Source organism: Priestia sp. YIM B13489 (genome assembly GCF_042787645.1).
Lineage (GTDB): Bacteria > Bacillota > Bacilli > Bacillales > Bacillaceae_H > Priestia > Priestia megaterium.
Genome location: NZ_JBHZOQ010000053.1, coordinates 3631267 through 3651866, shown reverse-complemented (window position 1 = coordinate 3651866; position 20600 = coordinate 3631267). Strand labels below are relative to the sequence as shown.

The 20600-nt window shown below is 35.1% G+C and carries 22 protein-coding genes; 11 read left to right on the top strand and 11 right to left on the bottom strand.

What is annotated here, in order from left to right:
• Positions 1 to 454: 454 nt before the first annotated feature.
• The 4 genes from ACFX4W_RS24610 to ACFX4W_RS24595 all read left to right on the top strand — a co-directional run bounded on the left by ACFX4W_RS24610 (position 455) and on the right by ACFX4W_RS24595 (position 3925).
• Entirely contained in the window at positions 455 to 946 is a 492-nt protein-coding gene (locus ACFX4W_RS24610) for a general stress protein (RefSeq protein ID WP_237074227.1), read from the top strand.
• A 214-nt stretch (positions 947 to 1160) separates the two neighbouring features.
• A complete protein-coding gene (locus tag ACFX4W_RS24605; RefSeq protein WP_280560102.1) occupies positions 1161 to 2156 on the top strand; it encodes a DUF3231 family protein in 996 nt (331 codons plus the stop codon).
• 446 nt (positions 2157 to 2602) lie between these two features.
• Entirely contained in the window at positions 2603 to 2884 is a 282-nt protein-coding gene (locus tag ACFX4W_RS24600; protein ID WP_280560101.1) for a MerR family transcriptional regulator, read from the top strand.
• Positions 2885 to 3691: 807 nt separating this feature from the next.
• A complete protein-coding gene (locus ACFX4W_RS24595) occupies positions 3692 to 3925 on the top strand; it encodes a YczF family membrane protein (RefSeq protein ID WP_162214793.1) in 234 nt (77 codons plus the stop codon).
• Here the strand turns inward: ACFX4W_RS24595 and ACFX4W_RS24590 are convergent.
• From ACFX4W_RS24590 to ACFX4W_RS24570, 5 genes are all read right to left on the bottom strand, one after another.
• Entirely contained in the window at positions 3918 to 5021 is a 1104-nt protein-coding gene (locus tag ACFX4W_RS24590) for a GerAB/ArcD/ProY family transporter (RefSeq protein ID WP_043978628.1), read from the bottom strand. The genes ACFX4W_RS24595 and ACFX4W_RS24590 overlap by 8 nt on opposite strands.
• Before the next feature lie 109 nt (positions 5022 to 5130).
• Entirely contained in the window at positions 5131 to 6222 is a 1092-nt protein-coding gene (locus tag ACFX4W_RS24585) for a GerAB/ArcD/ProY family transporter (protein ID WP_043978630.1), read from the bottom strand.
• 38 nt (positions 6223 to 6260) lie between these two features.
• Positions 6261 to 7469, bottom strand: a complete 1209-nt coding sequence (locus tag ACFX4W_RS24580) for a Ger(x)C family spore germination protein (RefSeq protein WP_043978632.1) — start codon at positions 7467 to 7469, stop codon at positions 6261 to 6263.
• Positions 7459 to 9102 (bottom strand): spore germination protein, encoded by a 1644-nt coding sequence (locus ACFX4W_RS24575; RefSeq protein ID WP_043978636.1) that lies wholly within the window; start codon positions 9100 to 9102, stop codon positions 7459 to 7461. Before ACFX4W_RS24575 ends, ACFX4W_RS24580 begins: the two co-directional genes overlap by 11 nt.
• Positions 9103 to 9862: 760 nt before the next feature.
• Positions 9863 to 11092, bottom strand: a complete 1230-nt coding sequence (locus tag ACFX4W_RS24570; RefSeq protein WP_043978639.1) for an MFS transporter — start codon at positions 11090 to 11092, stop codon at positions 9863 to 9865.
• Positions 11093 to 11485: 393 nt separating this feature from the next.
• Between ACFX4W_RS24570 and ACFX4W_RS24565 the strand changes: the two genes are divergently transcribed.
• The 3 genes from ACFX4W_RS24565 (at position 11486) to ACFX4W_RS24555 (ending at position 15989) form a co-directional block, all read left to right on the top strand.
• Positions 11486 to 12478, top strand: a complete 993-nt coding sequence (locus tag ACFX4W_RS24565; protein ID WP_165575914.1) for a LacI family DNA-binding transcriptional regulator — start codon at positions 11486 to 11488, stop codon at positions 12476 to 12478.
• Between the two features lie 238 nt (positions 12479 to 12716).
• Positions 12717 to 14426 (top strand): alpha-glucosidase, encoded by a 1710-nt coding sequence (locus tag ACFX4W_RS24560; RefSeq protein ID WP_043978644.1) that lies wholly within the window; start codon positions 12717 to 12719, stop codon positions 14424 to 14426.
• Between the two features lie 54 nt (positions 14427 to 14480).
• Positions 14481 to 15989: a glycoside hydrolase family 32 protein gene (locus ACFX4W_RS24555; RefSeq protein ID WP_116733208.1), complete on the top strand. Its 1509-nt coding sequence runs from the start codon at positions 14481 to 14483 to the stop codon at positions 15987 to 15989.
• A 140-nt stretch (positions 15990 to 16129) separates the two neighbouring features.
• Here ACFX4W_RS24555 and ACFX4W_RS24550 read toward each other — a convergent pair whose 3' ends face one another.
• Entirely contained in the window at positions 16130 to 16267 is a 138-nt protein-coding gene (locus ACFX4W_RS24550) for a DUF5360 family protein (protein ID WP_372482312.1), read from the bottom strand.
• A gap of 42 nt (positions 16268 to 16309) precedes the next feature.
• Entirely contained in the window at positions 16310 to 16672 is a 363-nt protein-coding gene (locus ACFX4W_RS24545; RefSeq protein ID WP_016765090.1) for a DMT family transporter, read from the bottom strand.
• A 181-nt stretch (positions 16673 to 16853) separates the two neighbouring features.
• On the opposite strand from ACFX4W_RS24545, the gene ACFX4W_RS24540 reads away from it, so the two are divergent.
• Positions 16854 to 17486: an esterase/lipase family protein gene (locus ACFX4W_RS24540; protein WP_043978647.1), complete on the top strand. Its 633-nt coding sequence runs from the start codon at positions 16854 to 16856 to the stop codon at positions 17484 to 17486.
• A gap of 219 nt (positions 17487 to 17705) precedes the next feature.
• Here the strand turns inward: ACFX4W_RS24540 and ACFX4W_RS24535 are convergent, their stop codons facing one another.
• From ACFX4W_RS24535 to ACFX4W_RS24520, 4 genes are all read right to left on the bottom strand, one after another.
• Positions 17706 to 17864, bottom strand: a complete 159-nt coding sequence (locus ACFX4W_RS24535; protein WP_165575916.1) for a hypothetical protein — start codon at positions 17862 to 17864, stop codon at positions 17706 to 17708.
• Positions 17865 to 17947: 83 nt separating this feature from the next.
• Entirely contained in the window at positions 17948 to 18157 is a 210-nt protein-coding gene (locus ACFX4W_RS24530) for an alpha/beta-type small acid-soluble spore protein (protein WP_013084442.1), read from the bottom strand.
• Positions 18158 to 18499: 342 nt separating this feature from the next.
• Positions 18500 to 18706 carry a hypothetical protein gene (locus ACFX4W_RS24525; RefSeq protein ID WP_280560098.1) on the bottom strand — a complete coding sequence of 69 codons (207 nt, stop codon included), beginning with the start codon at positions 18704 to 18706 and terminating at the stop codon, positions 18500 to 18502.
• Positions 18707 to 18748: 42 nt separating this feature from the next.
• Positions 18749 to 18913: a hypothetical protein gene (locus ACFX4W_RS24520; RefSeq protein WP_165575917.1), complete on the bottom strand. Its 165-nt coding sequence runs from the start codon at positions 18911 to 18913 to the stop codon at positions 18749 to 18751.
• Between the two features lie 186 nt (positions 18914 to 19099).
• Here ACFX4W_RS24520 and ACFX4W_RS24515 point away from each other — a divergent pair, with 186 nt between their 5' ends.
• The 3 genes from ACFX4W_RS24515 to ACFX4W_RS24505 all read left to right on the top strand — a co-directional run bounded on the left by ACFX4W_RS24515 (position 19100) and on the right by ACFX4W_RS24505 (position 20587).
• The gene (locus ACFX4W_RS24515; RefSeq protein WP_016766360.1) at positions 19100 to 19306 is read left to right on the top strand and encodes a hypothetical protein; all 207 of its coding nucleotides are present in this window, start codon (positions 19100 to 19102) and stop codon (positions 19304 to 19306) included.
• A 134-nt stretch (positions 19307 to 19440) separates the two neighbouring features.
• Positions 19441 to 19623 (top strand): hypothetical protein, encoded by a 183-nt coding sequence (locus tag ACFX4W_RS24510; RefSeq protein ID WP_043978652.1) that lies wholly within the window; start codon positions 19441 to 19443, stop codon positions 19621 to 19623.
• A gap of 220 nt (positions 19624 to 19843) precedes the next feature.
• Positions 19844 to 20587 carry an HAD family hydrolase gene (locus tag ACFX4W_RS24505; RefSeq protein WP_043978654.1) on the top strand — a complete coding sequence of 248 codons (744 nt, stop codon included), beginning with the start codon at positions 19844 to 19846 and terminating at the stop codon, positions 20585 to 20587.
• Positions 20588 to 20600: the final 13 nt, after the last annotated feature.

Here is a 20600-nt window from a genome sequence, read left to right as displayed (position 1 = left end):
TTTTTTCAACTAAACCTTCCCTTAAAAAGAGGCTGAGACAAACGTATTTTAAAAAGATCCGAACGGTTCATCGTTCGGATCTTTTTATTATGATGGTAAACGTAGGTTTCATATGTTTTGTTGCTTCTAGCACCCGCCCGTTGAAAGCGAAGTCTTGCATGGAAATCAATAGGGGTGTCACAAGCGATTCATACTTGCTCTTTAATAGCATAGGCAGGATACATTTCATTATCAATCATATAATGAGCGATCCTTTCATGAAGCTCCATAGCTTCGTTGAATTGCTTTTAATACTTTGCGAACTTTTGGTGCTGCCGTTTCCGTAAGGGCTATCTATCTAAACAATGATTGTCTAATTTTTTGAATGTTTTAGAAAAAGAGGCCAGGGTATTACAAGTACCATAAACGAATTAATTGATATAAACCATTTTTTTACTAGAAGGAGGAACTGCTCATGACAAAAAATGTGATAGGTACGTATGATAATGAAGAAGCTATTGTAACTGCTATTCAAAACTTAAAGATACAAGGTTTTCAAGAGAAGGACCTTTCTCTTGTAACCAGCAAAGATATCGATAAAGAGGACTATTCGAGAGTAGAAAGCAGAGAGGGAATTGACGTAAAGAAAGTTGAAACCACAGCACAAAATCACCAAGATGAGTCGATTATGGATAAAATTAAACATATGTTTTCACCAGATCACCCTAAAGAGATTCGTAGTGATAAAGCAAGAGTAGAAAAGCGTTTAATTAACTTAGGTGTCCCTCTTACAGAAGCAGGACCTTATGCAGATGATCTGCAAAAAGGAAAAGTATTATTGCTAGTAAAAGCTAATAGAGAGACAAAAACAAATCAGTTCTTAGGAAGTAGAGAAGATTCTCCTTTTGCAAAGGGTGACTCCGTTTATGATAAATCATTATACGGAGAACATCGTAAGCATGAATAGGTAGGAAGAAGAATAAAATTCGAGTTTGTGGGCAAACTAAGAACATAGGAACCCCAATTCCTCATCTTTCATTAAGTATGTGTTTTTTAAAAGCTGCTCATTTGAGCAGCTTTTTCTTTTTTAGAGGAAATATTAAAAGAAAAGCTAACTTGTATGAAAGCTTAAAAGAAGGGGAAGTTAAGAAAAAATGGCTTGAATACGGAGGAACAGAAAATTGCAAAAAAAGAATCGATTAACATCTCCTGAAATGGCAAATTTATGGACACACTATATCCGTGAAACATTATCTGTATGTGTAAATAAATATATGCTTCACACGATTCAAGATCCTGAGATACATAGCCTTTTTCAAACGGCTCTTCACTATTCACTTAAACACATAGATGCTTTAAAAGCATTATTTAAGAAAGAGAAGTTTCCTATTCCTAAAGGATTTACAGAAGAAGACGTAAACTTAGAAGCTCCTCCTCTATTTACGGATGTTTTGTGTCTTAAATCCCTTTATATGATGAGCACACACGGACATAATGAAATGAGTTTATCATTTACGACTTCCTTACGCCCAGACATTGTAGATTTTTATTATCAATGCAACCTTGATGCGATGGAGATTTATAAAAAAGCTAAGGACCTTCTTGTTTCAAAGCAACTTTATCAGCAACCACCTACTTACATAACACCGAACAAGGGGGAAATGATTGAACACTACCACTATGTAACAGATGTATTCGGTAAACAGAGGCCGATAAATACAATAGAAAGTGGACATGCTTATTTTAATTTAAACAAAACATTTATTGCCAAAGCGATGATCCTTGGCTTTTCACAAGTTTCAAAAAATCAAAACGTACGAGCATTATTAGAAAAAAGCCTGCAAGTAAAAAACAAACACATTGATGTGTTTGCATCCTTATTAACCAAAGATAATCTTCATCTGCCTAAATCATGCGACACAGAGGTTACAAATTCCAATATTTCTCCTTTTTCAGATCGGCTTATGCTTCTCCAAACAGGTTTCCTTTTTGGTGTAGCAGTTACTTATTATAACGCAGCTCTCATTGCAAGTATGAGAGCTGATATTTCAGCACACTGTGAAAAGGCATCCTTGGATAGCTTGTGGATTTATAGCCGTATTGGGAAAGATATGATTGATAATCAGTGGATGGAAAAGCCTCCCCAAGCAGACGATCGTAAAAGATTAGATGATTAGAAAAACGTTCTTAATAAATTAATGTGTAATCCTCCGAGCATGCTACTAAGGGTGATGCAAATCATCATTATTCCGTATAAGGTTACGTGTAAACAGACAAGACTACTGTTCGGGAGCAGTAGCCTTTTTGTTTTTAGGATGTATCTTCTATACACTCTTAGTTAACATATATAACTTTAGATTGTTAAACTAAGAATATTTTTCTGTATTATCCATTAAGGATTAGGGAATCTTGTAACTACTCTCTAATAAATATACTCCTACTAATTAAATAGTCGTGTTAGGAATTATAACCAAGTTGTAGATTATTTGTATAATTTGTTGTTATTGTAGGTATAATTATTTGAAAATTTAGATATTAGATTAGATTTATTATTCCTAACATACATACTTACTTATTCTTTATTATTTTAAAACCAATCAAATAGATAAAGGAGAGGATATATTTGAAGAATAATTATTTATATCGAGAGAAAAAAATAATGACTATGAAAACTGTTACTGAAATGACCGGATTGTCTGAGAGAAAAATTCGTTATTATGAAACTCAAAAACTTATCTTTCGTGAACGTACCTGCTCTGGTACCCGTAGGTATTCTTTTTCTGATATTGAGAGATTAATGGATATTGCAGAAAAAATAGAAGATGGAGTTCTTACACGAGAAATTCGAGATGATCTTTATAAAAGAAGAAAAAAGATATTAATACAAGAAACGAAACGATTATAGGTGAACTAAGAACTTATTTTTCACGAACCTAATTGAATAATTTTATCCAGATTAATAATAAGTATTACATTGCTTAAAATAAATAATTTAAAATCCTTTCTTCTCTATACTTTTTTCAATTTCCAGAAGGGTGAATTATATATGAAGGGACTAAAAGATATGAAAATATTTATGAATCAGTTTATAAAAAACATTACTTGTATAGTTGAATTTGTTTATCTATATATGCTGCTCTCTTTTATAGAATTACAGGCGGCTTTACTAAAATCATTGCAAACAAAATAGTCTTTTGTCTTAAAAGGTTCATAATATATACATCTTTAAAGATGTATATATTATGAATCTTTCTACTGGTTTATTTGTGGTTCTAACGTAAAAATTGTGGGGCGAAAATTAAGAGGTAATTAATAGGTTTATATAAAATGAATTTTCTTCTCTTATAGAAATTACTCATTAGTTTGTTTTAACCATCATTTTTAGTTCTGTGCGAGCTTAATTAAAATCAATATGAGATCTTGTCGCAAGGCGCTGACTATACAGAAACAAGAAAGGATGCAGTTACCCTTCGTTAGGGAATAAAGCTTGAACAACAACTGTTATAAACTCATTCATAGGAAGACCTACTTTCTTTAGGAGGGTTGAAGTCACTTAATTATCTAAGAAAAGTCCTTCCTTTTTGTATTTATTCATTTACACAAGATATTACTATCTTACGCCTTTCCTTTAATTTCAAACAATAAGGTTTATTATTAAAAACTTTATTTTTGACAAATAATATATTTACTTTAAATTAAAGGAGGGAAGAACATGAAGATTTTTCTAGCAATAAGTATTGTCTTTTTATTATCTACTTTAAACCTCTTGCTAATGGATTTTCTATTAGGTTTTAGTTTTTATGATTCATTTCTGCACCTTCTAAACCCTTTTTGGGTAATGAGTAATGCTGAATATATCATGTTAGCTGGACTTTTTCTTATTGTCATTAGCCAACAAATTTTTATGATTATTAAAAAAAAAGAGAAACGCTACCGTCCTAATTAGTTTTTTTCTTCACATAGTTCCGAATGAGGGAGACAACCAGCATAAACAAAGGAATAACAATCAAAAAAGGAACATGAAGGTATTTTAATGTAATAATAAACCCTTCTTCTAAATGTTCTGAAAAACTGGAAGCTATTGTCATGGAAAGGAAAATCAAAACAAAGCCCATGGGAAGAATGATTTGCTGGCGGTTCTTCACCTTAAATAAATCAGTAATTCCAAGGATAGCTCCATACATAAAAATAGATGCTTTGAAAAAAACGGTCATTAACAGGGTAAAAACTACAATTGCATCCATTCTTTCAATAAAATCAAATAGATTAACTTTTCCAATCGTAGCTAAGGTAGGAAATGTAGATCTTTGCATTACATCCAAACCTAGCACCGACATATTTAGAGCAGCTGTCCAGCTTAGGATCAATCCGCTTGAAATTAATGCAGATACCCATACCTTTTTTATTAGTTTAGGACGATTTAAATATGGTAGCAGCATCGTAAATACGAGCATTTCACCAAATGGAAAAGATACGACAGGAGGGAACGCTGTAGTTAAAACGGGTTTCCACCCGTGTTCGAGAAAGGGGCGAATATGATTTAAACTAACATTTCCAGATACAAGAACAAAGAAATTAGCTCCTAGCCCAAGTAATAGTAGGATGACAATAAATACTTCTGCTGTTCTTCCTATTACTTCTATCCCTAGATAAATGACATAACACATAACAAGAATAAGCGAGAGGTTAATTGCTAGTAATGGTGTTTCTGGTAAAGTAGACGAAGTCAATAAGTCCCCGAAATCACGTACATTTCTAGCTGCAATATACAAGAAAAACAAACAGTATAATAATCCAAGCACCCAGCCAAAGAATTCACCAAATATTTTTCTAACATATCCAGTAAGGGGAATGGTCGGATATTGACGAAATAACATATAGTAAATAAAGAATAAGAGTATGCCTCCTCCCATTCCTAGAAGGATAGCAAGCCAGGCATCTTTACCGGCGGGGATTCCATAACTTACAATTAGAGAAGTACCCAAGTCGAAGATAAACATAAGGGCAAAGAGTTGTGTAACGCTTATTTTTGCTTTCTCCATCTTTGAGGCGTCTCCTTTCTTTATTATGTCTTATCTTTGACTTTTTTAATTGTTTGCTAAAAGTTTTCATAATGATTGGTAATAAAACTAGTTTAAACCCGTTGCTTGTTCAGTTTCTTGCAAAATGATTGCGGATAACAGAAACTAAAAGCATGATCATGGGAACAACAATTAGAAGAGCAATCGAAAGATAATGATTAAGGAAGCCTTCTTCTCCTTGCTCCGAAAAACTGGAGGCCATAGTGAGAGATAAAAAAATGACAATAGTTCCGGTTGGGAAAAGAATTTGATGGTACGTTCTTAATTTGAATAAATCAGCTATTCCTATAACCGCGGCATATAGATAAATAGATGCTTTGAAAAAGACGGTAATCAGCAGAGTGAACACCACAATTGCATCTAATCTTTCAATAAAATCGAATAGATTGACTTTTCCAACTGCTGTCAACGTAGGAAATACGGACCTCTCCATCACATCTATACCCAGAACCGATGTATTTAACAAAACGGTCCAGCTTAAAATCATCCCGCTTGAAATCACAGCCCCCAACCATGCTCGCTTTACTAATTGAGGACGATTTAAATATGGTAATAGCATTGTAAAAGCAATCATTTCGCCAAAGGGGAAAATGAGCAGGTGGGGAAAAGCCGTGGTGAAGATAGGCTGCCATCCGTGTTCAAGAGCGGGGCGTATCTGGTGAAAATCAACATCTCCTGATACAAGAACAAAAAAATTCCCTGCCGCTCCAAGTAAGAGTAAAACGACAATAAATACTTCTGCTGTTCTCCCTACTACTTCTATCCCGAGATGAATGACGTAGCATATCACAAGTACAAGCGTAAGGTTAATGGCTAGTAAAGGAGTTTCCGACAGGGTAGATGAAACCAATAAATCTCCTAATTCACGTACATTCCTTCCGCAAATATACAAAAAGTGAAGACAGTATAGCAAACCAATTATCCATCCAAAGTACTTACCAAATATTTCTCTTATATATCCAGTGAAGAGCAAATTGGGATATTGACGATATAAAAAGTAAAAGATGTAAAATAATCCGACTCCTCCACACAAGGCTAACAGAATAGCAAGCCAAGCATCCTTTCTGGCATTTGTTCCGTAACTAACAATCAATGCTGTTCCCATTTCGAAGATAAACATAAGAGCAAAGAGTTGAATGACACTTAATTTTGCTTTTTCCATTCGTCTCTCAACTCCTTTCTTTACCCTTTATGATTATTTTATTTGTTTATATAGGACTTGGTTGTCATACCTGTCCGGCGAATAATAGCTTGTACATTCACGTGAACTTCTGTTTTCGGAAAAATATCTTTTTCCCATGAATTATGAATGTTGTTCCACACATGTTTATTTGCTATATTAACCGTTTCACCAAAATTGAAGATATCACTTTTTTGCTTTTGAGCTTTTTTTACTGTCAATAGTATTTCCTGTTTAATCTCTTCTTCTAATTGTTCATCTAGTTGGCCAAGTGCTTGTGATTTGGCAAGATCTATAGAGCAATTATTTTCTAAGACTGTTCCTTCTGCACGAACTGTAATATAGATAACGGGTTTCTGATGTTTGAATGTTACATGGGTAGACGATTTGGAACGCGAAATTTCAATTGCGATGGCATCCTTTTTCTTTCCGCAATTAAGATTCATCACGGTTCGTTTCATTTCGTTCGTAATCCATGTCACTCCTCGTGCAGGAGGCCCATCCAACCATTTTTTTAACTTTCCATTTTTAAAAAGAGCAATCCCTTTAATTTCAATGTTTGCACTTGGAGAAACTTGTTGTGTATTTGTTGTCGCATTCCCACTTTCTTTCTCCCCGTTAATCTTAACCCCTGTGACTACTACACTTCCTTCTTTTAGCCCCTGAATCACTTGATCTGCACGCGTACTTTTATAGGTTCCCCAGTCCTCTTCAGAAGATTTTAAAGCATCACTAATCTTTGCAGAGGGGATGGCTTCTAAAGATGTTGTGACTTCTAGCGTTTCTTTCGCTGTAATATGTCCTCTTGCAATTAAAACTGGAAAAAGAACCCGAAACTGGCTATCCCGTTCGATCATATCAAATAAATCTTCAATTCCTTGTTTCGCTACCTTCTCGCCGATAACTAAGATTTGAAGGTGAGGAAAGAAAAGCTCTCCAGGTGACTTTGTTGAAATCTTTCGAAGGGTCTCAGCAAGGGTACTTCCTGTTTCAGTAAAGGTTGTCACAGGCGAAGCTTGAACTTTTCCTCCTTGTTGTCCACCAGCTACTTGTGAAGGATTGATAATTTGAACCGTAACTCTATATCTGTTCTTTACTTTGTCACTGCCTTTATCAATAGCCATCCCTGAAACGATACTTAGCTGCTGTAGCTCTTCGCGGTCCCAGCATCCTGACAAGAAGACTAACAATACGGAAAGCAAAAGAAGCATCAATGATTTATGTCTCATCAGAATCCCTCTTTGATTCTTGATTTTTCATCTTTCCTTCCCTTGGTGAAGGACCGCGATCTTTATTAGTGTCTGTTCGCTTCGTTTTCACCTGACTAATTAAACGGGGGCGTTTAGACATAAAAGGTAAAGGAAAACGGAAGATGGAATCTTTCTGATCAGCTAAAATGGCAGGAGCAAAAGGAGCTAAGTACGGAATACCAAAGGAACGCAAGCTGCACGTATGAGCTACTAACATGATTACTCCTAATCCAATACCATATAATCCAAAAAAACTAGCTAAAATCATCATTCCAAACCGAAGTAAACGAGTAGCATCTGTCATTGCATAATGAGGAATGGTAAAGCTTGCGATAGCCGTAGCTGCCACGACAATAACCATCGCGCTTGAAACAATCCCAGCTGAAACAGCTGCTTCTCCCAATACAAGAGCCCCGACGATGGAAACAGCCTGACCAACGGGACGCGGCATACGAACACCAGCTTCTCGCAATACTTCAAAGGTAAATTCCATCAATAGCGCTTCTATAATAATGGGAAATGGAATATTTTGACGTTGGGCTGCCAAATTAATCAGCAACGGTGTTGGAATTAATTCTGGATGGAATGAAAGAAACGCAATAAATAAAGATGGGCCAAGAAGAGTAATTAAAAAAGAAATGATTCTCAATATGCGCAAAAAGCTAGACATTGTCCAACGCAAATAATAATCCTCCGCCGTTTGGAAAAATTGATTCCAAGTCGCAGGGACAATGAGAGGCGTAGGTGTTTCATTCACAAAAATCACAACTCTTCCCTCTAATAGATTTCCTGCCACCACATCGGGGCGTTCTGTGATAAAAACAGTGGGCCAAGGGGTCCAGGTTTCATCGGAAATCCATTCTTCAATTGTATTAGAGCCTTGAACTTCATCTACTTCCATTTTACCTAATCTTTCTTTAATTTCTGTAAGAAGCTTATCATTGACAATTCCTTTTACGTACATCATCCCAACGCCAGTTTGCGTGATTGTTCCTATTTCCTTCGTTTCTAACCAGAGGTTTGGACTCTTAATACGACGACGAATCATTGCCGTATTAGTGATAAGGGACTCTGTAAAGCTATCTCGAGGGCCTCGAACGGACGATTCTGCTACGGGTTCCGAAATGGCTCTAAGATCTCCTCCTTGCGCCGCACAGGCAAAGCCTTGATTCCATCCATCAACTAAGACAATTGTTTCGCCGGATAAAAGATGGAAAAAAAGTTTATCGAAATTCGTTATCTCTCCCACATTTGTAATAGTTAATATATGTTCTTTTATGTACATCCCTAATTCGATTGGTCCATAAGGGGCTTCCTCTTTAACCATCTCTACATCGTTCATCAGCCTTTCTATAATGGAGTTTCCTAAAATTTCTTTATCCGTTAATCCATTTATATAAATAGAAGCTACTTTACATAAAAAGGGTTTTCCCATTTTGAAATCTCGAACCACTAAATCTCCACTATTCCCTAAAGAGTTCTTTACTTTTGTCAGGTTTTCAGTCAAAGATGAATGAAGAGTCTCGTCATTTGAAGTGGTTTCTTCATACTGAAGGGGCATTTTTTTTGGTTTTCTGGCTTTTTTTATCAGGCGATTCCAGGCGCTGTTCATATTTTAATAACCCTCCACTTTTGAATGTCATCGAATGAAGAGGACATTGGTTTTTCCAATATTCACTAGTAATTTTTCCTTATATTACTTTTTTATACATTCATTCTTCTTTCCTTCATTAATTTGTTACAAAGGAAAGTAACTAACGAAGCATAAAAGTTACTACAATGTGATAACTGAATTTAGATTGAATGAACCTGCCAATATCTTTATTGGTTAGATCGTTTTGGTTGTAATAAAAAAGAAAGCCTGTAAAGAGTAGAATGTCATCAAAAAAGAGGGTGAGGCAGCTATTACAGTCTTGGATATGCTATTGTTGGATACAGCTCAGTAATAAGGCTAGGTTAGTTTTGGAACATTTATTACGGATTTAATTCTGAAAATTCTTTTTTGGTACTCCTAAAAGAAAGAGATTGTATTTGCAAGCATCGAGGAGAGAAAATTGAGGCTGCGCTAAACATGAGGATAACTTTTGAAAGACCTAAAGCTAAAGTTAGCCAGGAGTTTACGGAAGTTTATAAATGATGGAAATAAAATTAAAACAAAACTGTACAAGTCATGAAAGAAGAAAATATGAAGAAAACAATATTTTATAAAGTAAGAAAGCAATATGAAAGTACTATAAAAAAGATCACTTTATAATAGAAGAAACTCACCAAAAAGAAGCCTTTGCTAATTATAGCGAAGGCTTTCAAATAATAGGAACACCCTAAAAGATATTTTTGGAGTTTTAAGCCTATTTATTATATTTTTCCTGATTCTAAGCAGTAAGTTTTGAATCGTTCCTATCTTTAGATGCTTGATTCTGGTTTCTTAAAAGAAATGCACCAAATAGAGTAAAGATAGTGACAATAACCCCCATGATTAAGTATGTTTGACGAAAACCAATTGAATCGTATAGGTTTCCTACGATAGGAGAAAGTATAACGGCCCCTAGCTGCATCGCGAATTGGTAGCCAACCAAATATAAAATTGAAGAGAATTTTGTATCAAAATGTGTAGCCAGATATTTAAACACAGAAACGATGATAATGGCAAACTCTGGTGCGTTAAGAAGCTTAATAAATGAAATGCTGTATGGGTCTGATACTAGACCTGAACCTATCACGCGCAAAATCATAATGATTCCCGCTAAAACTAAACCTCCTTTAGGACCTACTTTACGGACAATGAATGGAGCAACTAATAACATACCGGACTCTAAAAAGACCTGACCTGCATTTAAGTAACCAAATATTTGGTTTCCTAATTGTTCTGTTGGAAACAGAGAGGCATAATATACAGGAAATTGCTGGTCAAAGACATTATAAATACAGCCCGTCCCGAGCATAAAAATCATAAAAATCCAGAAATCTTTTCGTTTAAATAAACTGCCCAAATCTTGAACAGAAAGGGACTTTGCCTTCTTTTCTTCGATAGTGGATACTTCTACTTTTGTAAGGAAAATAACAAGTAATAAGAGAATGCCTGATCCCGATGCAATCCAAAAGTTGATATCAGGGTTAATGTTAAGCATTCGTCCACCAATAGCAGCTGCCACGGCGGCTCCTATTGATCCCCAAAGTCTTGCACGACCGAATTCAAACTCATACTTTCTGCCAACTTTTTCGATATATGACTCGATAGCTGAGATACCAGCTAAAAAAGTGATGGCAAGATAAGACCCGCCTGTCAGGGCTCCTATCCAAAAATTCCAGTTTAAAAGAGGTTGATAGATGAAAATGAGAAATGGTCCAGATAAAATAACTAAAATTGAAATAAAGTATAATAAATTCTTTCGTAACCCCAATTTGTCAGAGATATATCCATAAAGCGGTTGGAAAAGCATAGTGAAGATAGCGTTTACAGAAAAAACAATACCCGTTTGTGCTCCGGAAAGGTTAAGGCTTTGTCCCAACCAGATAGCAAAAAAAGTGAAAATAGAGGCAATAGATAAGAAGAACAAGAAAAAGAAACTGCTTAGCTTCCAGTAAAGTTTATTGTTTTGCATATTTAAATCCCCTTTGCTGTTTATGTATCTAAATTTTATTTAGAAAGCGTTTTCGATTTGATTGTATTATATATGGTACCGATTTCATATGTCAATAAGAAAATAATTAACAAAACTACCCTTTTAAAAAGGGTTTTTTTAAGTGTAATGTATTTTTTAGTGTGGTACTGGTTTCTTACTTATGAAATAACTGCTTTTAAGTATGCTGGTTTATTAATCATGAAACATTTTATATAAAAAGGTTCTGTCTTAAAGAGTCACAGCGATTTTACTGGTATTCTTATTGAACACATGATATAGAGATGCAAACGAATTCATTCATTGCATTTTGGCTCTTTTTTAACGTAAAATAAGTATGAAACTGATTTCAGTTAGTGATGGAGTGATAAATAAATGCCTACCATATATGACGTAGCAAAATTATCGGGGTTATCAAAGACAACCGTTTCCCGTGTTATAAACAATCATTCATATGTTTCAGAAGAGAAAAAAAATCTGGTGCTAAAAGCAATGAAAGAGCTTAACTATACCCCGAACCCTTCGGCAAGAAAGTTAAGAGGACAGGTAACGACTACAATTGGTGTTATTGTACCAAGAATCGTAAATCCATTTTTCTCTTATTTAGTCGATTCAATTGAACAAGTTGCTTATAAAAACGGCTATCACGTATTAATCTTTCAAAGTAATGAAGATAAAGAGAGAGAATTGGCCTTTTTAAATTTACTAAAAACAAAGCAAGTTGACGGAATTATTATGACCTCTATTGAAAATGACTGGAGTATCATAGAATCGTTTACTGAATCTGGTCCTATTTTGTTATGCAATGAATATGTAAACAACGCAAATGTTCCAATTGTTCGATTAGATCAATACAAGGGTGCATATATAGGCGTAAAGCATTTACTTGAAAAAGGCCACCGGAAAATTGGGTACTGTACAGGTGGATTGTTTGCAGAGGAAGGCAAGGACAAGGACCGTAATCAAGGTTATCAAAAAGCACTTCAAGAGGCAGGGATCGAGCCGGATCCAAAGTGGATTTTTGTTAATCAACACAGTATCGAAGACGGAAAACAAGTAGTTAAAAAAATCCTGTCAATGGAGGATCGTCCAACGGCTATATTTACAGGAAGTGATGAAATTGCCGGGGGAATGATGATTGAAGCCAAAGAGTGCGGTCTAAAAATACCTAATGATTTGGCTATTATTGGCTTTGATGATCAACCTCTTGCACAAATGTTAGATCCAAAGCTAACAACTATACGACAACCTATTGATCAGATGGGGATTAAAGCAATGGAAACTCTTATTGATATGTTGAATGATTCTGAAGTAAAAGTGGAAACTTTTGAACTTCCAATCGAGCTGGTTGTTCGAAGTTCAACGTAATAGCAGATAACAGATGAAGGTGAGAACTGAATTTATTCGTTCTCACCTTTTTTGAAAAATTTTCAGAAAAGTTATTGAAACCGTTCCCATGATGTAATACAATGAATTTATCTTAAGGAAGAAGAGTCATATCAGACTTTTTAATAGCAAAAATTTTTTTAACCAAATATGGTATCGGTACCATACAAACAAAGAATAAGTACATAATTTTAATATAAAAATACGGGAGCTGATAGAAATGGTTCAACTAAGTGAAAGAATGAATGAAGAAAGCGCTACAATAAAGAATAGACAATGGTGGAAGGAAGCAGTTGTATATCAAATTTATCCGAAAAGTTTTTATGACTCTAATGGTGACGGAATTGGTGACTTAAAAGGAGTTATTCAAAAATTAGATTACTTAAAAGAGTTAGGTATCGACGTTATTTGGTTAAGCCCAGTTTATCAATCACCAATGGACGATAACGGATATGACATCTCTGATTATCAAGCAATTGCAGAGGAATTTGGCTCTATGGAAGATATGGATCTATTAATTCATGAAGCTAAAAAAAGAGATATAAAGATTATTATGGACTTAGTCGTTAACCATACTTCGGATGAACATGAATGGTTCATAGAATCAAAAAGTGATGTAAATCATCCTAAAAGAGATTGGTATATTTGGAGAAACGGAAGAGAAGACGGGACTCCGCCTAACAATTGGAAATCTATTTTTGGCGGTTCGTGCTGGGAGTATGATGAACAAACCGGACAGTATTATCTTCATGCATTTTCTAAAAAACAGCCTGATCTTAATTGGGAAAACCCTGATCTTCGAAATGCCGTTTATAAAATGGTCAGATGGTGGTTAGATAAAGGAATTAGCGGCTTTAGAGTAGATGCCATTACATTTATAAAAAAACGACAAGACTTTGATGATTCGCATGATGGAATGAATGTAATTGAAACCAATCAACAAGGCATTCATGAATTTTTAAGTGAACTACGTAAAGAAGCTTTTACTTCACCTGGTATCTTAACCGTAGCAGAAGCACCTGGGGTATCACACAAAGAACTGCCTATTTATGCGGGAGAAGACGGACATTTTAGTATGCTTTTTGAGTTCGATCATGTCGATTTAGATGTAGGAAAAGAAGGAAAATGGTATAAACCGTATAATTGGAATCTACTTGATTTCAAAAAAACCATTTCTGACAGTCAAACGTTCTATAACCACACAGGGTGGGGAGCGCTTTATTTAGAAAACCATGACCAGCCTCGTTCTTTAAACAAATTTATTAAACCAGAAGATATAGGACCTATTCCAGCTAAAATGTTAGCTACCGTCTATTTCTTATTAAAAGGGACACCATTTATCTATCAAGGGCAAGAAATTGGAATGACAAATGTAGAGTATCCATCAATTGAGCATTATAATGACTTGGCTTCAATCGATCAATATTACTCTGCGCTGAAAGAAGAATTCTCAAAAGAGGAAGCATTAGAAGCGATTTGGAGACGCAGTCGTGATAATTCTCGAACACCTATGCAGTGGAATCATTCTGAATATGCAGGGTTTAGCCAAGGTACACCGTGGCTAGAGATAAATTCTAATTACTCTTCTATTAACGTCGAGAATGCTTTAAAAGATCGTAATTCTTTATTTTATTTCTATAAAAAGTTAATTAGTTTAAGAAAAAGCAGTCCATATTCAGATATTATTGCTTTTGGTAAATACGAAGACAGGTTTAAAGATAGCCTGCAAATCATGGCCTACACGAGAGAGTTGAACGATAAAAAAATAGCGGTGATTGCTAACTTTGATAATAAAGAGTTAACTCTAAGCTTAGATTTTAATATAAAAAATGTTATTTTATCCAACTATGAACATTTAGAATTACACCTAAATCAGATAAAATTACGACCTTACGAGTCCATTGTTTGTGAAATTGATTCATCATTTTAATCTCTTTTTATCACAATTGACTCCTTCACGTATAGAAAGGCAGGGCGAAATCTTTTGAAAACATTAAGAAATCAACATCAAGAAAAAATCTCAAAGGCAATGGAATTTGTGTTAAACGAGCAGGAGTCTGTTGATCAGAATCATTGGCGACTACAATATCATGTGTCTACACCAGCATACTGGATGAATGACCCAAATGGATTCAGCTTTTATAAAGGTGAGTATCATTTATTTTATCAACATCATCCTTACTCTCCCGAGTGGGGGCCGATGTATTGGGGGCATATAAAAAGTGAAGATTTTACTTACTGGGAACAACTTCCTATCGCTCTTGCTCCGAGTGAAGAATACGATCATGATGGATGTTTTTCAGGAAGTGCAATTGAAAAAGACGGAAAGCTTTATGCAATGTACACAGGGAATGTGTGGACAGGGGATAACTATGATACGGACTTACGACAGGTTCAGTGTCTTGCTGTAAGCGAAGACGGCGTTCATTTTAATAAAGTACCTCAAAATCCAGTTATTGATTCAGTGCCTGAAGGGGATATTCATCCTCATCATTTTAGAGATCCAAAAGTATGGAAGAAAGACGGCTATTATTATTGTGTTCTTGGATCACGTACAAAGGATCATGAAGGGCAAGTTCTTTTGTACCGTTCAAGAGATCTGTTGAATTGGGAGTTTATGAATGTAATGGCCAAAAGCCAAGGAAATCTTGGTTTTATGTGGGAGTGTCCAGATCTTTTTAGTCTCGAAGGACAGGACGTGCTTGTTATGTCACCTCAAGGAGTAAAACCGGAAAGAGATCTCTATCATAACTTGCATCAAGCTGGATATGTAAAAGGGAAATTAGACTATCAAACAGGGCTGCTTCAACATGAAGACTTTCAGCTTTTGGACTACGGGTTTGACTTTTATGCTCCTCAAACGACAGAAGATGAACATGGCAGACGCATTATGATAGCGTGGATGGCTATGTGGGAAAGCAGCATGCCTGAACAAAAACACAATTGGGCAGGCGCAATGACTATTCCGCGTGAGCTTTCTACTAAACAAGGGAATATAATTAGTAAACCAATTCCAGAGCTTAAGCAGCTTCGTCAACATCACGTGCAGTATAAAAATATCACGGTTAACGGAGAACAAGAACTTACAGGTATTTCAGGTGATTGTTATGAACTTGAAGTGAAAATTAACGCAAAAGCTGCTTCACAGTTCGGAATAAAAGTGAGAACAGATAATGACACTCACCAGGAAACGCTCTTAACTTATGATAGGCTAGAAAGTTTGTTTATCTTTAATCGTGATAAATCAGGTGAAGGTGATGGGGGAATAAGAAAAGCATCTGTTGGATTAAATGATAATCACTTGCATCTTCATCTGTTTGTTGATAAATCGTCCATCGAAGTTTTTATTAATGAAGGCGAGAAAGTGATGACGAGCAGAATCTATCCTGCAGACAATGCAAAAGGTATTTGTTTCTTTGCAGATCAAGAAATTGAATTGATTACCTTAAATAAATGGAACTTAAGCAAGGGCGTTTCTCCACTGATTTTTTAAAGGCTAATAGGAATTGGATAAAGATAGTAGCCAAGCAACGTACAAGAAAGAAATTACAACAATTTATGCAACTAGATTAACTTGAAGAACAGATCCCCTTAAGGGGATCTGTTCCTTTTATATGTACATTAATATCTTTATTACATGGAAAAGTGCTTTTTTTGATTACTGTTATCTTTTATAAATAGTTTTATAAAGAATAGAGGGTAAATCATCAAGTACAAATTAAAAGCCCGCCATGTTAAATCGAAATCTTTAATAAATGCCCAATACGCAATAGCTTGTAGTCATGAGAAAAAGGTTTTAAATATTTCATCTTTTTATCTAATATGTTCTTCCAAAGTGGATTTACTAGCATTAGCTTCTTTTTCCCCGGTCATATTTAATGTCACTACACCGATAATAATGAGGGCTATAGCAACGATTTTTAGCAGACTTACACTTTCATTGAAGTACATAAATCCAATTAGCGTAATAATTATAATCCCCATACCCGACCAAATAGCGTAAGCAATTGAAACTTCTATACTTTTTAACGTTAATGTCAAAAAGTATAAACTACAAATGTAAAAAAGTATAAGCAACACACTTGGTATAACTTTAGTAAAACCTTCTGATAATTTCATGGTCGTAGTCCCAGCAACTTCAAAAAGAATAGCCAAACATAGATAAATCCAATACAACTTTCTTCGCCTCCTTATTTTTTACAGAAAAGCTTAGGTGATGATTTTTGTCATAAAAATACTCATAGATAAAAAATAAATATAACTTTAAATACCTTATAAGTATAAGTTTACCATATTAGGATTTTTATATATAATCTATAGATGTTGTTACTTACATATTTTGAGGAGGAGAAAAGAAATGAAGAAAACGTTTGTCGTATTAATTCTTGCTTTATCCCTAGTTGTATCTGCATTAGGAATTCAGCCTTCGAATGCTAAAGCTGAATCAAATCATAATCCGGTTGTTCTTGTTCATGGAATCAGCGGTGCGTCCTATAACTTTATTGCTATCAAAAACTATTTAATTGCTCAAGGGTGGGATCGCAATGATCTTTATGCTATTGATTTTATAGATAAGACAGGCAACAATTTGAATAATGGACCTCAGCTTGCTCGATACATTGATCAGGTGTTGAAAGAGACGGGAGCTAAGAAGGTAGATATTGTTGCTCATAGTATGGGCGGAGCAAATACGCTGTACTATATTAAATATCTAGGGGGAGGGAATAAGATTGAAAATGTCGTGACGTTAGGAGGAGCGAATGGTTTAGTTTCTTCGACAGCACTCCCAGGTACAAATCTCAATCAAAAAATTCTTTATACGTCGATCTACAGCATAAATGATCAAATTGTTGCTAATAGTCTCTCTAGGCTGCAAGGAGCAAGAAATATTCAACTTTATGGCATTGGACATATTGGATTGCTTTCAAATAGTCAGGTTAATGCGTACATAAAAGAAGGGCTGAATGGCGGGGGACAAAATACAAACTAATTATTTTTCAGGTGAACAAGGCAGAATCGACTTTTATATATTGGGGACTAGAATGTTTGCCTTTGTGTTTCACCAGCATGTACCCGATGAAAAACAACCGAAGTCAAAGCAGCTCCCGCGCCGAAATAGAGTAGACTGCTAAAAGTACCTCAGTTAATCGAGGTACTTTTTTAGTTTTTGTACAAAGAATCGAGGATTAAAAACCGCTCAAATTGATTTTTAATCGCGCATTGCGCCTGCTTCTCGAGAAGTCATTGCACCTTGTCCTTCACTTACGTCTCTTTGGATTTCTTGTTTTACTTTTTGTGCATTTGTTGCAGAAACTGCTGGTTTCTCAGTAAAACCCGCCTTTTCTTTAGCTGATTGATGTTGCTGCATATGATCTCTCCTTACTTTTTTATTCGTACAAAAAGGAAGAATGGAGACCCATTCTTCCTTCAGCCATCAATTATAAAGTTGTCTTAGAAACGTCCGCCGCCAAGTTGTTGCTCAGCCATTTGTACAAGACGTTTTGTGATTTCGCCACCTACTGATCCGTTTGCACGTGCAGTTGTATCAGCACCAAGGTTTACACCAAATTCGCTAGCGATTTCATATTTCATTTGATCGATTGCTTGTTCAGCACCGTATACTAATAATTCATTGTTGTTGCTGCTGTTGTTGTTTGCCATGTTGTGTCACCTCCTTGTTTTTCTTAAGTTTCCTATTGTGGAAGAGATGTATTCGTGGTAAATAATGGATGTATATTTCCTTGTTATGATGACATACTAATTTTTAGAAACAACCGACACTGTAAAAAGTGGGATTAGATGTTTCATTTCCTTGTGACTAAAAACTAAACGCTTGCCATGTGTAGGAGAGAGAATGACAATTCGTTTGTCATTCTTTTTTCATGTTCATGGGTATATTATTTGAAGGACAAAGGACTAACTCTATAAAGAGTTAGTCTTTTGCTTGATGAAAACGATCAATATTCAAAAAGCTGTCTCAAAGGATTGCTTTTTATATCTATTTTAAGAGTTAGGGTTATTGATTCTATCCATTGCTTCTTGAACTGCATTTACAACAAAAGGATCTTTTTCCTTCAAATCATTCACGCTGATTTCACCTGACTGTAAACCTCTGCAGATTTCATGAATATCTTCTTCAATTGTAATCGGCAGCTTATTTTCTGTAAGCATGTTACTTAATTCATTTGCTAACATTTTTTGTTGATCCATGGGATGCCCTCCTCGTCATGTAAAAGTATAAATTGATCAAGCTTATTTCTTTTCTTTTTCTTCTTGCTGATTCTGTACTTTTTCAATTCCAGTGTTTGATTCAAATCCAACTCGATAAGTTCCAGATTTTTGTTGTTTTACTGAATCTGGCATTTGATACTGCTTTAAATCATCCTGAAACTGTCTTGTGCTAGGGTTTCCTTCCACTTATATTCCTCCTCAGTAAAGTAAGTTTTGACGCTTTAGTTTCCCCAGTTCGTAAAACAATTAAGCATGTTGTACATGGCTCTTTGCAACAAGTATCTAATTAATTCTCGGGAAATAAAAATATAACTTAACCTTCCACTTATTTTATCTTCAAATTTTCAAACAATAGGGCTAGGAGGTGTTTTTATGCCAAAGAAAGACTTTAAAGGCGTTGATAATTCAGGAATTGCAGAAAGAGTTGATTATAACAACTATAAAAATAAAGATAGCAATAATGACCCTACGCTTAACCGTATTGTCGAAGAAGATGGGCGTGCTCTTGATCCGAGGGAAACCTTAGAAAATTTCTTCACTGACCTTGAAGGCGAAGATCCACAAGAAATTACAACTTAATAAAAAAAAGTAGAAAACGGCGGATCTTTTTAAGCGAAAAGACCTATGAAACGCAGATATTTTCATTAAAGAACCTGCTGTAAACGAGTTAACATGATTTGAAAAAATGAGGGCTATTAATAGAGGTGAAGTTAATGTCGCACACAGAAACTGAACGAACAACGTATATGTATGATCCTTTCACTATACAAGGTCTTGAAATGAATATACCTAAAAAAGACGAAGGCAGCCAACCGCTAATAAATCGCTCAGGACTGAGTACCTCTACGTTCAAAACCAACATGAATAGAAAACATTTTGAACGTTATATTTATTAGCAGGAATATCCTGCAGCTTTTTATCTTATAAAAAGATCCTTCTATTTTATACGCTAGAAGGGTCTTTCCACTAAATATTCTCATTTCAGTATAGTAATCAATTGCTTGTGCCTAACGTATTGGGAAATTCACCTTCGTGTTAGGTTTGGATAGGTAATAAAAGTGGTTAGTGTTTTTTCATATACTGTCTGTACATCCATTGTAGAAAGGATTTAACGAAATGCAGAAGCAAACCTTACTTTTTAATTTAGACGATACGCTTGTTCACTGTAATAAATATTTTAGAGACACCATAAATGCTTTTGTGGCTCAATTGCAGGAATGGTTTGAGAATCTGACTAAGGAAGAAATAAAACAAAAGCAGTTAGAGATAGATTTAAAAAGTATCGAAAAGCATGGCCTTCACTCTTCCCGTTTTCCAGAATCATTAGTAGACACTTATTTATTTTTTAGTGAACAAAATCATCAAGATATCCATGACGATAGAGTCGAAAGAGTCAAAAAAATTGGTCAAAGTGTATTTGAAGTACCGATAGAGCCTTTGCCAAATATGTATGAAGTATTAGATAAGCTTAAAGAACAAGGACATGATCTCTACTTGCACACAGGTGGAGACGAGGAAAATCAAGGTAGAAAAATTGTTCAGCTAGAGCTAGCTAAATACTTTGAAAAAAGGGTATTTATTTCTGAACAAAAAGATACATGTGCATTAAAAGAAATACTAAACCAAATTAAGTACGATCCAAAAAAGACTTGGATGATTGGCAATTCATTAAAAACCGATATAAGGCCGGCAGTAGAAGCTGGAATACATGCGATTCACGTACCTTCTGAACTGGAGTGGAGCTACAACCAAGTTAAAATTGATGTTGCGCCAAAAGGTAAATTGCTAACTGTTAATTCATTGCTGGAAGTTCCAGAAATCATTCAAAAGCATGCTCAAGAAACGGTTGTGTCCACCTAATATTAGGTCATAT

What these genes read in the sequence shown, in the direction of transcription:
- ACFX4W_RS24570 (WP_043978639.1), bottom strand. Translation starts at nt 11,092, where the DNA reads ATGCAAAACAATAAACTTTACTGGAAGCTAAGCAGTTTCTTTTTCTTG.
- ACFX4W_RS24560 (WP_043978644.1), top strand. Translation starts at nt 12,717, where the DNA reads ATGGTTCAACTAAGTGAAAGAATGAATGAAGAAAGCGCTACAATAAAG.
- ACFX4W_RS24525 (WP_280560098.1), bottom strand. Translation starts at nt 18,706, where the DNA reads ATGGATCAACAAAAAATGTTAGCAAATGAATTAAGTAACATGCTTACA.
- ACFX4W_RS24565 (WP_165575914.1), top strand. Translation starts at nt 11,486, where the DNA reads ATGCCTACCATATATGACGTAGCAAAATTATCGGGGTTATCAAAGACA.
- ACFX4W_RS24590 (WP_043978628.1), bottom strand. Translation starts at nt 5,021, where the DNA reads ATGGAGAAAGCAAAAATAAGCGTTACACAACTCTTTGCCCTTATGTTT.
- ACFX4W_RS24530 (WP_013084442.1), bottom strand. Translation starts at nt 18,157, where the DNA reads ATGGCAAACAACAACAGCAGCAACAACAATGAATTATTAGTATACGGT.
- ACFX4W_RS24595 (WP_162214793.1), top strand. Translation starts at nt 3,692, where the DNA reads ATGAAGATTTTTCTAGCAATAAGTATTGTCTTTTTATTATCTACTTTA.
- ACFX4W_RS24505 (WP_043978654.1), top strand. Translation starts at nt 19,844, where the DNA reads ATGCAGAAGCAAACCTTACTTTTTAATTTAGACGATACGCTTGTTCAC.
- ACFX4W_RS24580 (WP_043978632.1), bottom strand. Translation starts at nt 7,469, where the DNA reads ATGAGACATAAATCATTGATGCTTCTTTTGCTTTCCGTATTGTTAGTC.
- ACFX4W_RS24535 (WP_165575916.1), bottom strand. Translation starts at nt 17,864, where the DNA reads ATGCAGCAACATCAATCAGCTAAAGAAAAGGCGGGTTTTACTGAGAAA.
- ACFX4W_RS24585 (WP_043978630.1), bottom strand. Translation starts at nt 6,222, where the DNA reads ATGGAAAAAGCAAAATTAAGTGTCATTCAACTCTTTGCTCTTATGTTT.
- ACFX4W_RS24610 (WP_237074227.1), top strand. Translation starts at nt 455, where the DNA reads ATGACAAAAAATGTGATAGGTACGTATGATAATGAAGAAGCTATTGTA.
- ACFX4W_RS24510 (WP_043978652.1), top strand. Translation starts at nt 19,441, where the DNA reads ATGTCGCACACAGAAACTGAACGAACAACGTATATGTATGATCCTTTC.
- ACFX4W_RS24575 (WP_043978636.1), bottom strand. Translation starts at nt 9,102, where the DNA reads ATGAACAGCGCCTGGAATCGCCTGATAAAAAAAGCCAGAAAACCAAAA.
- ACFX4W_RS24515 (WP_016766360.1), top strand. Translation starts at nt 19,100, where the DNA reads ATGCCAAAGAAAGACTTTAAAGGCGTTGATAATTCAGGAATTGCAGAA.
- ACFX4W_RS24540 (WP_043978647.1), top strand. Translation starts at nt 16,854, where the DNA reads ATGAAGAAAACGTTTGTCGTATTAATTCTTGCTTTATCCCTAGTTGTA.